This window comes from Micromonospora sp. NPDC018662 (genome assembly GCF_044391475.1).
In the GTDB taxonomy this organism is placed as follows: Bacteria; Actinomycetota; Actinomycetes; order Mycobacteriales; family Micromonosporaceae; genus Micromonospora.
On record NZ_JBISAC010000017.1, the window covers coordinates 12725 to 26178 of the forward strand.

Annotated in this window: 13 protein-coding genes; 8 read left to right on the plus strand and 5 right to left on the minus strand. The window is 72.2% G+C overall.

Going from position 1 to position 13454, the window contains the following annotated elements; translation table 11 throughout:
• The first annotated feature begins 11 nt into the window (after positions 1–11).
• A complete protein-coding gene (locus tag ACH495_RS30255; protein WP_396861119.1) occupies positions 12–512 on the plus strand; it encodes a cupin domain-containing protein in 501 nt (166 codons plus the stop codon).
• Between the two features lie 91 nt (positions 513–603).
• Here the strand turns inward: ACH495_RS30255 and ACH495_RS30260 are convergent, their stop codons facing one another.
• Positions 604–1002 (minus strand): hypothetical protein, encoded by a 399-nt coding sequence (locus ACH495_RS30260; protein WP_396861120.1) that lies wholly within the window; start codon positions 1000–1002, stop codon positions 604–606.
• Positions 1003–1837: 835 nt separating this feature from the next.
• Between ACH495_RS30260 and ACH495_RS30265 the strand changes: the two genes are divergently transcribed.
• The 3 genes from ACH495_RS30265 (at position 1838) to ACH495_RS30275 (ending at position 4678) form a co-directional block, all read left to right on the plus strand.
• On the plus strand, positions 1838–3232 hold the full coding sequence (locus ACH495_RS30265; RefSeq protein ID WP_396861121.1) for a sensor histidine kinase: 1395 nt from the start codon (positions 1838–1840) through the stop codon (positions 3230–3232).
• Positions 3199–3867, plus strand: a complete 669-nt coding sequence (locus ACH495_RS30270; RefSeq protein WP_396861122.1) for a response regulator — start codon at positions 3199–3201, stop codon at positions 3865–3867. Before ACH495_RS30265 ends, ACH495_RS30270 begins: the two co-directional genes overlap by 34 nt.
• A 214-nt stretch (positions 3868–4081) precedes the next feature.
• A complete protein-coding gene (locus tag ACH495_RS30275) occupies positions 4082–4678 on the plus strand; it encodes a LuxR C-terminal-related transcriptional regulator (protein WP_396861123.1) in 597 nt (198 codons plus the stop codon).
• A gap of 51 nt (positions 4679–4729) precedes the next feature.
• On the opposite strand, the gene ACH495_RS30280 is transcribed toward ACH495_RS30275, so the two are convergent.
• The 4 genes from ACH495_RS30280 to ACH495_RS30295 form a co-directional block, all read right to left on the minus strand.
• Entirely contained in the window at positions 4730–5410 is a 681-nt protein-coding gene (locus tag ACH495_RS30280) for a LuxR C-terminal-related transcriptional regulator (protein WP_396861124.1), read from the minus strand.
• A gap of 98 nt (positions 5411–5508) precedes the next feature.
• Complete coding sequence (locus ACH495_RS30285; protein ID WP_396861125.1) at positions 5509–6255, minus strand: hypothetical protein; 747 nt, start codon at positions 6253–6255, stop codon at positions 5509–5511.
• A gap of 28 nt (positions 6256–6283) precedes the next feature.
• A complete protein-coding gene (locus ACH495_RS30290) occupies positions 6284–7018 on the minus strand; it encodes a sulfotransferase family protein (protein ID WP_396861126.1) in 735 nt (244 codons plus the stop codon).
• Positions 7015–7839 carry an inositol monophosphatase family protein gene (locus tag ACH495_RS30295; protein ID WP_396861127.1) on the minus strand — a complete coding sequence of 275 codons (825 nt, stop codon included), beginning with the start codon at positions 7837–7839 and terminating at the stop codon, positions 7015–7017. The genes ACH495_RS30290 and ACH495_RS30295 overlap by 4 nt, the downstream gene beginning before the upstream one ends.
• A gap of 267 nt (positions 7840–8106) precedes the next feature.
• Between ACH495_RS30295 and ACH495_RS30300 the strand changes: the two genes are divergently transcribed.
• The 4 genes from ACH495_RS30300 to ACH495_RS30315 all read left to right on the plus strand — a co-directional run bounded on the left by ACH495_RS30300 (position 8107) and on the right by ACH495_RS30315 (position 13454).
• Positions 8107–9384 carry an aspartate aminotransferase family protein gene (locus ACH495_RS30300; RefSeq protein WP_396861128.1) on the plus strand — a complete coding sequence of 426 codons (1278 nt, stop codon included), beginning with the start codon at positions 8107–8109 and terminating at the stop codon, positions 9382–9384.
• Positions 9381–10415, plus strand: coding sequence for a Gfo/Idh/MocA family protein (locus ACH495_RS30305; RefSeq protein WP_396861129.1), 1035 nt, complete (start codon positions 9381–9383; stop codon positions 10413–10415). The genes ACH495_RS30300 and ACH495_RS30305 overlap by 4 nt, the downstream gene beginning before the upstream one ends.
• Positions 10412–11566 (plus strand): hypothetical protein, encoded by a 1155-nt coding sequence (locus ACH495_RS30310; RefSeq protein WP_396861130.1) that lies wholly within the window; start codon positions 10412–10414, stop codon positions 11564–11566. Before ACH495_RS30305 ends, ACH495_RS30310 begins: the two co-directional genes overlap by 4 nt.
• A 115-nt stretch (positions 11567–11681) precedes the next feature.
• Positions 11682–13454 carry a fatty acyl-AMP ligase gene (locus ACH495_RS30315; protein ID WP_396861131.1) on the plus strand — a complete coding sequence of 591 codons (1773 nt, stop codon included), beginning with the start codon at positions 11682–11684 and terminating at the stop codon, positions 13452–13454.

The window sequence follows — 13454 nt, forward strand, 5'->3', positions numbered from 1 at the left end:
AGACGACCACGATGATTCCCGACGACGATCCGTCCCGCCCGCTGACCGTGGCGCACCCCGACGACCCCGGTACGACGTGGGTCTCGCTGGTCGGCAACACGTACGCCATGCTGGTCACCGGCGAGCAGACCGACGGCCGGTACTGCCTGATCGACATGCGGGTGCCCGACGGCGGCGGCCCACCGCCGCACCGGCACGACTTCGAGGAGATGTTCACGATCCTCGAGGGCGAGATCGAGTTCACCTTCCGCGGCGAGCGGCACCTCGTCCGGGCCGGCTCCACCGTCAACATCCCGGCGAACGCGCCGCACCACTTCCGCAACGTCTCCGGCGCACCGGCCCGGATGCTCTGCATGTGCACGCCGGCCGGGCAGGACGAGTACTTCACGCGCATCGGCGACGTCCTCGCCGGCAAGGACGCGCCGCCGCCGCAGCTCTCACCGGAGGAACTCGCGGTGCGCCGCCGCCGCGCGGCGGAACTGGCCCCGGCCTACCGCAGCGAGTTCCTGTAGCCGGATGCTCACCGGGGATGCTGACCGACGCCGCCGGGACGGGGCCCGCTCCTCGACCGCGGCCACGTACGCGCGGCGGACGCGGGCGGCCTCACCGATCGCGGTGGCCATGCCGATCCAGGCGGCGATGCCGAGCGGCGGGCCGAGCCAGCCCTGGCCGGTCCGGAGGACGGCCGCGGCGTACACCCCGACGGCGGACGCCCCGCCGGCCGGCCAGCCAGGCCGCGTGCTGCCTGGCGTGAGCGGCCACCGTGTAGGCGGCGACGGCGGTCACCACGAGGACGGCCGGAGGCTGGCCGCCCGCGGCGACGGTGGCCGCGAGCAACGCCGAGACGGCGAGGACGGGCAGCGGCCACCGGCGGCGCACCAGGACCAGGACGAAGGCCGCGCCGGCGACCAGCGCGTCGGGCCAGGACAACGGCCGGCCCTCGATCTCCCCGGGACGGCCGACGACTGTCATGATCAGGATCAACGCGGCGAAGGCCGCCATGTTCAGGGCGAGCCGCGAACGCGAATTTTGTTCGGCAACGCTGCCTGGCGTTCTTTCGGGATATGTGTTCGCCAACCCGTTCCGGGATGGACCCGTCCTCCTGGTCGATTGTCCGGAGTTCCACCGGTAAAGGCGCGTCCGGTGCGCCGTCGCGGCCGGTGGTTCCCGGCTCGCGCCCGTTTGTACCGCCACGCTCGGAGCGTACGCATATCAGCTTTCTGGAACAGTTGTACCTCTCTTGTGTCGGGACCCTGACATGGGGCTGCGGGCGGTATAGGCGAACCGGTTTCCAGGGAATGGACAACAACTCTCCTGGGTGCCGGAATGCACGGGTTTGCCCCCCGGGCGGGCGGCGGCAGCCGACCTGTTTCCGGCCGCGCAGGGACCCTTCGCGGCCAGGGGGACCGCAGATGGAATGCGATGCCGTACGGCTGGAGCGGAGCGGATGGAGGCGCTCGACCTGCTGGTGGGAATGGGAGGGGGAATTCCAACCGGACTCGTAGGTTTTATCTGTCGACGGCTCAGCGAGCTGTCCGGTTCGAGCGCTTGGGGGCACTAGGCGGCTGTGGGTAAGTAATGACCGCTTTTGCGAGAAACTATTATGCAATTTGCGGGCCCCCGATTAATCAGTGATTGCGATAGCATTGCCGTCGATCGCGGACGGTCGATCCGAGTGGATTGATCATCTTCACGGATCGCGTCGCCACCGTCGAGCGAGCGTTCGGCAGTTTCACCACCGTCCAGTGGCCGGCTCCATCGGCTACCGACCACGGGGGGACGATTGGTCTGGCTTCCGATGCCCGGCAGAGTCAGTCGAGTCGACGCGGGACCAGCGTTGCGCAGCGCGGCTGTCGCCATGCTGGTCTGTGTGATGTTGGGTGGGAGCCTGGTCGCCACGGTTCGGGTGATCCAGTCCGGTGACCCGGAGACCACCCTCTTCGTCGCGACCGCTCTGGCTCTGGTCTGTTCCTACGGCACCGCCGGGATGATCCTGATCGGGTCGACCGCCAACCCGTTGACCGGCATGCTGTTCTTCGCCGTCGCGATGGTCTGGCTGGCTCGTAGCACCGGGCCGCTGCACGGCGTGACGGGCACCGACGTGGCCGCCGTAGCGCACCCGCTGGTCTGGACTCTCCTGGTGGCCATCCTGGTCACCCAGCCGCACAGCCGCACGCGTACCCGGGCGGACCGGGTCCTGCTGGCCGCCGCGGTCGGCGTGCTGCCCCTGCTGATCATCGACAGCCGAGCCGAGCCGGCCAGCCCGATCGATCCGTGCCTGACCTGCCTACCCGCGCCGGGCTGGGCCGCCGACCCGTACCTGCCGGTGGCCGCGCGGCTGATGGTCTCGGTGGTGGCGATCTGGCTCGCCGTCCACCTGATCCGGGGGTGGCAGCGCGCGCAGCGGATCGTGGCGCTTCCGGGCGTGCTCATCTGTCTTCAGGTGAGCACCGCGGCGGTGGCGCCCGTGTTGACCAACCCGTCGCACCTGGCCTGGCTGGTGGGCAATGCCGCAGGTGTGGTCGTGCAGATCCTGATACCGCCGCTGGCCCTGCTCGCCAACACCCGCGGTTGGCGGGCCGATGCCGCGCTCTGGGAACGCCGATACGAGCAGGAGGCGCGGAACGGCCGGCACCGGGCGCGCAGCGAGATCGAGCGGGACCTGCACGACGGCGCGCAGCTGCGGCTGATCAACGCGACGCTGCTGTTGCAGATGGCGCGCAAGACGATCCGGGACAGCGCCGAGGCCGGCGCCCACCTGGACACCGCGGTCACGGAGCTGACCATGGCACTGACCGAGTTGCGGCTGCTGAGCCGAGGGCTGCGACCACCCGCGTTGGATCGGCGTGAGCTGCACGAGGCGTTGGCCGCGTTGACCGCCAACACTCCGGTGACGGTGCGGATCGAAGGGCGGCCTCGCCTGGTTCCGCGTGCGGTGGCGGAGGCCGCCTACTTCGTGGTGGCGGAGGCGCTCACCAACGCGGTCCGGCACGGTGGCGCCTCGACGGTGGTGATCCGGCTGCGCATGGAGCAGGACTGCCTGCACCTGGAGGTGTGCGACGACGGCTCCGGCCTGACCCGGCCCCTTGGCGACGAGAGCTGTCTGAGCCACCTCAGCCACCGTGCCGAAGCACTCGGTGGCCGGCTGGAGCTGGAGAGTCGACCCGGGGTCGGCACGACGCTGCGGACGGTGATCCCGTGCGCATCGTCATCGCAGACGACGCGGTGCTGATCCGGGAGGGCTTGACGGCCCTCCTGCGGCAGGCCGGGATGACCATGCTCGCAGCGGTGAAGGACGCACACGAGCTGCTGGACGCGGTGGCCGCGCACCGTCCGGACGCGGTGATCGTCGACATCCGGATGCCGCCGACCTACACCACCGAGGGCCTGGCCGTCGCCGAGCGGATCCGGCGGGACTACCCCGGCATCGCGGTGCTGGTCCTCTCCATGCACATCGAGACGGAGTACGCGCTGGCGATCGTCAACTCGGGCGAGGGTGGGGTCGGATACCTGCTCAAGGAGCGCATCCTCGACGTCGAGCAGGTGGTCACCGCCTTGCGTGAGCTGGCGAACGGCGGAGCGGTCATCGACCCTGCCCTGGTCGAGGAGCTGATGGCGCGGCGTCGCACGGGTGGCCGGATCGACCGCCTGACCGTCCGCGAGCAGGAGGTGCTGGCCCTGATGGCGCAGGGGCTGACCAACCGGGCGATCGCCGACCGTCTGCGCCTGAGCAGCAAGACCATCGAGTCGTACGTGACCAGCATCCTGGAGCGGCTGCAGATCGACGCGGCGGAGGGTGTGCACCGGCGGGTACGAGCGGTGCTGCTGTACCTCCGGTCCAACAGTTCCGCCGGTTGGGGGCCGTGACACGGTGAGCCGGTGGGAAACCCGGCTCGGCGAGGCAGGGATTCCCCGGTACCCGCGACGTTCGCCGATCGCTACGTTTCAATCACTGTCCGCTTGACGCATGCCGGTGTGTGTGCGACCGCGACTCGGGGGAGACATGATGCGGGACGGGGCAATGGAACCAAGGCCGAAGGCCGTCGGGGCCGAGGGGGCGGGCTGGCGTCTGGCGACGCGGGTGATCAGAGCCGCGCGCGACGAGGTGCTCGCGCTGATCCCGGCCAACTGTGCACTGTTGTCCGACCAGGAGTCGGGCCGGACCTGGCCGACCCGGGGCGGATGGTCCGGCGCCACCCAGGTGCGCGCGGTGGTGGCCGGGGAGACCCTGCTGGACCGGGGCGCCCGGCTGCAGGCCCTGCTGGGTGTCCGGGCCGACGTGCGGAGCGGCACGCACTCACCGACCCTGATGGTCGTGCTGGACCGCAACCTGGCGATCGTGTCGCGGGGCGGGGCCGCGTCACCGCTGGCCGTCCGCTCGCCCACCGCGGTGCAGACGTTGGTGACGATCTTCCATCACCACTGGTCCGAGGCCCGCGCGGACGAGAGCGACCTGCACGGCAGGCTCAACCCGCTGCAGCGTGACGTGCTGCGGCGGCTGGCCGGCGGGACCACCGACGAGGTGGTCGCGCGGGCGCTGGGGGTGTCCACCCGCACCGTGCAGCGGCAGGTCACGCAGATCATGCAGATGATCGGTGCCCGGAGCCGGCTCGAACTCGGCATCAAGCTGGCCGTGCACGGCCTCTACGAGCGGCCGCCGCTGGCACCGGCGGTCTGAGAGAAGCACGAGGTGGCGGCGCCGGAGCGGCGCCGCCACCTTCGTGGTCTCCTACGCGCACTCCACCAGGCCGGAGCGGATGGCGGTGACCACCGCCGACGTCCGGTTGGTGCAGCCCAGCTTGAGCAGCACCCCGGCCACCAGCCGCTTCGCCCCGTGGTCGGAGATCTTGAGGCGCCGGGCGATCTGCTTGTTGCTCAACCCTTCGACCAGCAGCAACAGCGTCTCGTGCTCGCGCGGTGTCAGCGTGATGGGCGCCATCGACGAGGGTGTACGACGGATGCCGGCCCGGGCCAGCAGTTGCTGCGCCAGGACCGCGGGCATCGGCACCTCACCGGTCATGATCGCCCGCAGCGCGTTCTCCAGGGTGCGGCCGGACAGGTCCTGCTGGAGCAGGAAACCGTCCACCACGACCCCGTCGGCCAGCATCGCCTCGGCGGCACGGGCGTCGTGGATCAACATGACGATCTTGCTCTCCGGGGCGATCAGCGCGGCGGACGCGATGCCCGCGACGCCGTCGGCCGCGTTGACGAGGAGCACCTCCGGTCGCTCGTCGACGGCCTCGGTCAGCAGCTCGGGCATCGAGCGGTAGGCGCGCACGGAAGTGCTCAGGGCCAGACCGCGGAGTGCCACGCTGAGGCCGTCCCGCAGGATGTCGTTGATCATTACCAGTGCGATGCGCAGGCTCGCCGACTCGCGGTGCGGGTGGTGCTCGACGATCGTCGCGGTCATGACCGCGCTCCTCTCACTCGGAGTCACGCGAATCATCGAAACGGACGACGCCATGCTCCATCCAGGACCATGTCTCGTTCCGGACATGGGCCGGAGGCTCATCCGCCGGGACAGTTCTCCAGCAGGCTGCCGAGCACCTTGCCGAACTCCGGCGAGGCCAGATAGTTGCGGGCGCCGCGCAGCCGAGGGTCGCAGTCGAGTGACACCCGCCCGGTGGCGCCGGCCGGAGCGGACCCGGCCGCCAGGAGCAGCGTGTCCTGCACGTCGACGAGATCCACCCAGGTGGCCGGTCCGGACCCGGGTGGTCCCACGGCCGGGGGATGCGGTGCGCCCAGGGTGATCAACGCCGGCGCACCGGCACCGGCCAGGGCCAGTGCGGCCGCCACCCCGCCCAGGCAGTGGCCGATCACGATCTCGGTGTCCGGGGCGAGCGCCGCCCGTACCTCGTCGACCGCGGGGTGGCCGGCCGCCGGGCCGGCGGCGAACGCCCGCACCTGACGCAGGGTTCCGGTCAGCTCCTCCGCGGTCAGGCCGCAGAAGTATCGGGACCAGGCCAGGCGGGCGGCCAAGGCGTCCTCGCCGACGGGCTCCGCACCGGCTTCGGTGTCGAAGGTGGCGGCCCGCCAGCAGCGCCGCAGCAGTGCGGCCTCGGCGGCCGGATCGCTGTCACCGAGGGCCGGCACCCGGTCCGGCGCATCGAGGTTGACCACTGTGGCGTCCGGTGCCACCGCCGGATAGCCGGCCAGCGCCAGACCGTCCTCGACGGAACCGATCCACTCCCGGCGAACCGAGTCGTCGGAGCGTCTCGGCCCACCGGTGCCGTGCACGATGAGCAACCGGGACATTCGTGCTCTCCTCTCGGACGAAGCCGGTTCAGACGGACGCGGGCAGCCGGTAGCCGTACCGCTCGACCCGTTCGGCGAGGTCGGCGAGGTCGTCGTCGGCCCCCGGGCCCTGCCGCCAGGCCCGCAGGTACCGGGTGTTCGTGTCCCGGTCCAGGTCGCCGACGTCGAAGGTGGGTGGGATGCCGGCGAAGGCCGCGATGGCCGCCAGCGTCCGGGCCGGGTCGTCCATCAGGTCCTCGTAGCGGACGGTCAGCACCGCGTCGAGGTGCGCGGCGTCGGCCCGGGCCAGTTCATGGGCGTGCAGCCAGTGCTCGACGAGCTGCCGCACGGTCAGCGCCGGCGTCCACTTCCGGGTGCTCATCGCCACCCCTACGGGATGCCGGGTGACCAGCACGAACCGGGCGCCCGGGAAGAGCCGCTGGAAGAACCGGAACCGCAGCAGGTTGGGCGGCGACTTCTCCAACAGGACCGGGCGGCGGGGGTCCAGGTAGCGGCCCCACTGCTCCCGCAGCAGGCGGGCGGTGGCCGGGGTGGCCAGCTCGTGGTGCTCGGTCATGTGCGCCCCGGGCGCGTACGCGAACCGCCCCGGACCGCCGTGCTGCTCGTCGTAGGGGCAGACGGTCTGCAGGTACTGGCCCTCGTCCATCGGTGCGCCGGTCTGCCGGAATCCGGCCACCTGCGGATTCGTGCCGACCAGCGCAGCCAGCAGGGTGGTGCCGCTGCGGTGCATGCCGCCCATGAACAGAAAACGCCGGGATGTCACACGGTCTCCTCGAAGCGGTCGTGGTGCAGGGCCTCGCCGACCGCGCGGCCGAGGGTCGCGTACGCCGGGGCCCACGCGACGAAGCTGCCCCGCCGGCTGGTCGGCAGCGGATCGGGATGGCTCAGGTAGCCGCCGCCGGTCGCGGTGACCAGCGCCCGCCCGGCCGCGGTGTCCCAGTCGTAGACGTCGGCGTTGGCGGCCAGGTCGGCGCGACCGGCCGCGACGTACGCCAGGGCCAGCGCGGACGAACCGAGCCGTCGCACGTCCGCGGCGGCGGTGAGCAGCGCGGCCAGCAGATCGGTCTCGGTGGCGGCCGGCGGTCCGCCGGCGTTCGGGATGTCGCACAGCACCAGCGGTGGCGCCGACGGCGCGGACGTACGCACGGGCAGCCGGGCGCCGTTCAGCCACGCGCAGCCGTCCGCCGCGGTGAACAACTCCTCGCGCAACGGGTCGTAGACGCAGCCACCCACGGTACGACCCCCGATCCGCAGGCCGATCGACACGCAGAAGAACGGGATGCCCCGGACGAAGTTGTACGTGCCGTCGATCGGGTCGACGAGCCACACCGGATCATCCGCGCCGTTCCCGGCGCCGTCCTGCCGGCCGCCCTCCTCACCCACCACTGTGGAGTGTGCGGCGGCACCCCGCAGCGCGGCGCGGATCAACGCCTCGGCCGCCAGGTCGGCCCCGGTCACCACGTCGTGGGCCGCCTGCTTGGTGGACGCCTCCACCGGGCCACCGAACCGCTGCCGGATCAGGCGCCCGGCGTCCACGGCGGACTGCGCCGCCACGTCGATGAGGTGCTGCACGGTGCTGGTCACGGCGTCACGCTAACCGCGTCCCCCGGGGCGCCGGGCTGCCCGGACGTGCCAGCCGTCCGGGCATGCCCATTCGTCGTGGCCGATCGAGGCTCCCGAGCTCGCCGCCGGATCCCGAGCATGGGCGGAAGCGGCCCGCGGTCGGCGTGACCGGTGGATCGGCCGCACCCGAGAGGCGGAGCGATGGCAGCAAGTTCAGGCGACGACCGACGGTTCGGGCGTACGCCCGAGCGGCCACGTGGTGCTCAGCACTGGGCCGCTGAGCAGGAAGTGATCGGACCCGGCCTGCAGGCCGTCATGCTCTGGGCGCAGTTGTGCGTCGAGTCCGCCGCCGGTGCGGTCCTGGTCGACACGGACGGCAACGAGATCATCGACTTCCAGGGGGCCGGCGGGGTCAACTCGATCGGCCACGCCAACCCACGCCTGATCGCCGCCCTCACCGCCGAGATGGCCACCGCGCCGGCCGGGGCGTTCGGGTCGGCCGGCCGGCGGGCGATGGCCGAGTCGCTGCGGGAGTTCCTGCCGCCGCCGCTGAACCGGATCCAGCTCTACAGCGGCGGCACCGAGGCGGTGGAGGCGGCGCTGCGGCTGGCCAAGTCGGTGACCGGCAAGCACGAGTTCCTGTCGTTCTGGGGTGGCTTCCACGGCAAGACGCTGGGCAGCCTGGCGCTCACCGCCGGCGCGCGGGCCGGTCTCGGACCGCTGCCCTCGGGCTACTTCAGCGCACCGTACGCCAACTGCTACCACTGCCCGCTCAAGATGACGTTCCCGAGCTGTGGCTTTGCCTGCGTGGAAACCGTGCGGGACACCATCAAGGAGAACTCCACCGGTTCGCTGGCGGCCCTCGTCGTCGAGCCGGTGCAGGGCCGATCGGGCAACGTGGTGCCGCCACCGGGCTACCTGAACGCGTTGGCCTCGGTCGCCGACGAGTTCGACGCGCTGCTGATCGTCGACGAGATGATGACCGGTTTCGGTCGTACCGGTGAGTCGTTCGCCTTCCTGCGGGACGAGGTGGTGCCGGACATCGTCACGGTCGGCAAGGGGATGGGCGCCGGATACCCGGTCACCGGGGTGATCTCCACCGCGGAGCTGATGGCCGCCAGCCCGTTCTCCGACCCGAGCGCGAGCTCGTCCAGCTTCGGCGCGTTCCCGCTGGCCTGCCGGGCGGTCGCCACCACCACCGACGTCCTGGTCGACGAGGACCTGCCCAGCCGGGTCGGCAAGCTCGGCGCCGAGATGCTGGCCGCGCTCGAGCCGCTGGTCGACGAGTCTCCGCTCGTCGGCGACGTCCGGGGCGCCGGGTTCGCGATCGGCATCGAACTGGTCGCCGACAAGCGGTCCCGCCGGCCGCTGGACAAGGGCACCTTCCGGGAGACGTTCCTGGCGCTGCTCGACGCCGGGGTGCTGGTGATGACCGGGGGCACCACGCTGCGCCTCTACCCACCGCTGAACGTGGACGCGGAGCTGGCCGAGCAGGCCGTCGAGATCATTCGCCGCGTGTTGATCGACGGCGCGGCACCCCAGCACCTCGAGGAGGGACCGGCATGAGGATCGCCGTCATCGGGTTCGGCACCGCGGGGGAAGGGCGACTGCACGCCTATCGTACGGTCACCGCCGGCCGGGTCGTCGCGGTGCTCGACCCGTCGCCGGAGCGGCGGGCCCGGGCCCGACGGCTCGACCCCGGCCTGGCGACCTATCCGACGCTGGCCGAGCTGCTCGCCGCCCAGCCGGTGGACGCGGTCGACATCTGCACCCCACCGAACCACCACGTCGAGCTGGAACGCGAAGCGCTCGCCGCCGGTCTGCACGTGATCTGCGAGAAGCCGGTAGCGGTGCGCACCGACGAGGCGCTCGACCTGATCAGCCTGGCCCGGGACCGGGGCCGGCTGCTCTACCCCGCGCACAACTACGGGTTCTCGCCGATGATGCGGGTGCTCACCGGCGCCGTCGCCGGCGGGCGGCTCGGTGGTCCGCTGCGGGCCCGGTTCCGGATCGCCCGTGACTCGCATGCCCGCGGGGTGCCCGGATGGCAACCGGACTGGCGGCGGGACATCTCGGTGGCCCGGGGCGGGATCATGCTCGACCACGGGACGCACTGCGCGTACATGGCCACCCAGGTCTTCGGCGAGGCGCCGCGGACGGTCTCCTGCGTCGCGCAGTGGGCGGACGGCGACGCCGCCGGCGGGATGGACGTGGCCGCCCGGCTGGACCTGGAGTTCGGCGACGGCGGGACCTGCGAGATCGACCTGAGCTGGGTCAGTGACACCCGGTCGAACCGCTATCTGGTCAGCGGCCCGGACGGCACGGCCGACGTGCACGACGGGGTGGCCGAGGTACGCACGGCGGACGGGGTGGAGCGCACCGACCTGGCCCCGCCGAACCGCGACCAGACCCACCAGGAGTGGTTCGGCGGCATGTTCGCCGACTTCGCCGCGCTGGTCGCCACGGGCACCGGATGGGACCGACCGATGCGGGAGGTCGTCACCACGACGGCGCTGATCGAGGCGGCCTACCGGTCGGCGACCCTCGGCGGGGAGCCGGTCGCCCCGGCCGGTCGCCCGGCCGCGGAAGTGCGGTGACGGCCACCGAGATCCGGCTCAGCGTGGCGATCATGCACCACCCGCGCCGGCGGGAGCGCATCCCACCGCTGGTGCGCGACTGCGCCCCGCTGGCCGCCCGGGTGGTGACCGATCCGGAGCCGGACGGGGTGCCCAGCCCGTTGCGTACCGCCAAGGTGGCCTGGCGCTCGGTCGCCGAGGGCGCCACCCACCACCTGGTGCTCCAGGACGACATCCGACTGATCCGGGGCTTCGCCACCCAGGTGCACCGGGCCATCTCGGCCCGTCCGGAACACGGCATCTCGCTCTACTCGCACTGGGACAGCCCGCAGAACTCCTACCTGGTCCGCCGCGCGGTGATCGCCGGCTGGCCGTTCGCGCCGCTGTCACTGTTCGAGTGGACCCCCACCCAGGGGTTCGTGCTGCCGGTCCGGCTGGCCCGGGAGTTGGCCGACTACCTGGCCGGCATCCCGGACGACGTCAGGGACGACGACGAGATGGTGGTGATGTTCTGCCGGGAGGCCGGCATCCCGGTCGTCGGGACCGTGCCGCACCTGGTCGACCACCGGTTCGATCCGACGATCGTCGGGCATCCGGGCCGGTTCCACGCCACCGTGTTCCTGCCGGCCCCGGCGCTGTCGCCGGCGTACTGGCGGTTCAGCGCGGGCGCCGAGGAGGCCATGGCGCGGCGGTGCCGCTCCGACGAGAAGCTGCCCTACACCGTGCAACTGCACCGCAGCCGGTGCCTGCTGCGACCGCTGCGACCGGGCACCGGGGAGCCGGTCGAGCATGGTTTCGGCTGGTACTGGGCTGATCACTGCGGCCTGGTCGGGGTGACCGTGAACCAGGTGGTGGACGGGTTCGACCGCCTGCTCGGGGTCACCGGCCTGCCGTCGGGCCTGCACTGGCGGCTCGCCCTGGAGGTGTGGGCGGCCGGCTACCTGCTCGGCGCGGACGCGGTGACGGTGCGCCGTGGGGAGGCGGACGGGGTCTGGCCCCCGGCGGCCGTCGGGGCCGGGCTCGCCCAGGCCGCGATGACCAGTTGGATCACCTCCGGCCTGGCGGAGCCGGACGCCACCGGCCTGACCGCCGAACAGCGGGTGGCTCTGGTCGCCGTCGGCCTGGCCGGGGTGTCACAGGGCTGGCTCGGCGGCTGGCGGGAGACGTCGTGACCGCCTGGCATACCTGTTCGGCTACCCCAACCGCCCGCTCGATCGAGCCTTCTGCATCTGCCGGCTCCGGCGCGACGCTGGTCCGGCACGTCACCGACCCGCGGGGGAGCGCCTGATGCCCGACCACGAAACCTTCGTCGACCTGCTGCAGGAGCGTGCCGTCGCCCACCCGAGTCGTCCGGCGTTGATCTTCGATGCCGACCCCGGACCGGGGGACGCCGCGGTGCGCACGGTGTCGTGGGCCGACCTGGCCGCCCGGGCCCGGCAGATCGCCACGCTGCTCGCCGGCACCGTCCGCCCCGGTGACCGGGTGCTCGTGCTGAACGAGCCCGGCACCGCCTTCGCCGAGAACTTCCTCGGCGTCCAGCACGCCGGCGCGATCCCGGTCCCGGCCCCGCTGCCCGACGGATACCGTCGGCAACGCGACCGGCTGGCCGGCATCGCCCACAACGCCCAGGTGGCCGCGGTGGTCACCGACGCCGCGGCCCTCGACGCGGTCCGCGAGTGGGCGGCCGAGTGCGGGCTGTCCGACCTGCCGTGCCTGGCGTTCGACGACATCCCCCTGGAGCGGACGACGACGTGGCGGCGGCCGGCCATCGACGGGTCCACCATCGCCTTCCTGCAGTACACCTCCGGCTCCACCAGCGACCCCAAGGGCGTCGTGGTGGACCACGCGAACCTGATGCCCAACCTGCGGGCGTTCAACGAGATCCTGGGCGGCGGCGAGGGCGTACGGGTCGGCGGCTGGCTGCCCATGTACCACGACTTCGGCCTGATCGGACAGATGCTGGCCCCCCTCTCGCAGGGTGGTTGCAGCGTCGGGATGTCGGCGACGACGTTCCTCAAACGCCCCGCCACCTGGCTCCGGCTGATCGACCGGCACGACGTCGAGATCTCCCCGGCCCCGAACTTCGCGTACGACCTGTGCACCCGCCGCATCACCGACGAGCAGATCGCCGGCCTCGACCTGTCCCGGTGGAAGCGCGCGGTCAACGGCTCGGAACCGGTGCAGGCGACCACCCTGGCCGCGTTCGGCCGTCGCTTCGCCGCCGCCGGGCTGCGACCGGAGGCCATCTGCCCCGGGTACGGCCTGGCCGAGATCACGCTCAGCGTCAGCGGCGCCACCATCGGTCGCCCGCCGGTGGTGCTCACCGTCGACGCCGAACAGCTGGAACGGCACATCGTGACACCTGTCGACGCCGGCCACCCGGAGCCGGTGCGCGACCTGGTCAGCAGCGGCGAGTCCACCCCGGAGTTCGACATCAGGATCGTCGATCCCGCCACCCGGATGCCGCAGCCGCCGGACCGGATCGGCGAGATCTGGCTGCGCGGCACCAGCGTGGCCCGGGGCTACTGGGCCAACCCGACGGCCACCCGGGAGGTGTTCGACAACGCGCTGGCCGACGGCGAGGGCGGCTTCCTGCGTACCGGGGACCTGGGCCTGCTGCGCGACGGCCAGCTCTACGTGACCGGCCGGATCAAGGAACTGCTGATCGTCAACGGCCGCAACCTGTATCCGCACGACGTCGAGGTGGCGGTGCGCGCCGTGGACGAGAGCCTGTCCCGGGGCGTCGGCGCCGCCTTCACCGTCGAGGTGCCGCACGAGGAACTCGTCGTGGTGCAGGAGTGCCGGGCCCGGTCCCTCGACCCGGCGGCCCGCGCCGCAGTGGTCACCGCGATCCGCCGCATGCTGTCGCGGGAGTTCGGGACCGGCGCGGTCAGCGTGGTGCTGGTCCGTCCCGGCGCGGTGCCCCGCACCACCAGTGGCAAGATCCAGCGTGGCCTGGCCCGGATGCTCTTCCTGACCGGCGCCCTCGGCGTCGAGCACGAGCAGCTCACCGACGGCGTGCGGGCCGCACGCCGGGTCGACGACCGGGTGCGGGCCTGA

Bases quoted from the DNA above. Each gene is read 5' to 3' on its own strand.
- ACH495_RS30315 (WP_396861131.1), top strand. From the start codon at position 11,682: ATGCCCGACCACGAAACCTTCGTCGACCTGCTGCAGGAGCGTGCCGTC.
- ACH495_RS30305 (WP_396861129.1), top strand. From the start codon at position 9,381: ATGAGGATCGCCGTCATCGGGTTCGGCACCGCGGGGGAAGGGCGACTG.
- ACH495_RS30260 (WP_396861120.1), bottom strand. From the start codon at position 1,002: ATGGCGGCCTTCGCCGCGTTGATCCTGATCATGACAGTCGTCGGCCGT.
- ACH495_RS30280 (WP_396861124.1), bottom strand. From the start codon at position 5,410: ATGACCGCGACGATCGTCGAGCACCACCCGCACCGCGAGTCGGCGAGC.
- ACH495_RS30285 (WP_396861125.1), bottom strand. From the start codon at position 6,255: ATGTCCCGGTTGCTCATCGTGCACGGCACCGGTGGGCCGAGACGCTCC.
- ACH495_RS30255 (WP_396861119.1), top strand. From the start codon at position 12: ATGATTCCCGACGACGATCCGTCCCGCCCGCTGACCGTGGCGCACCCC.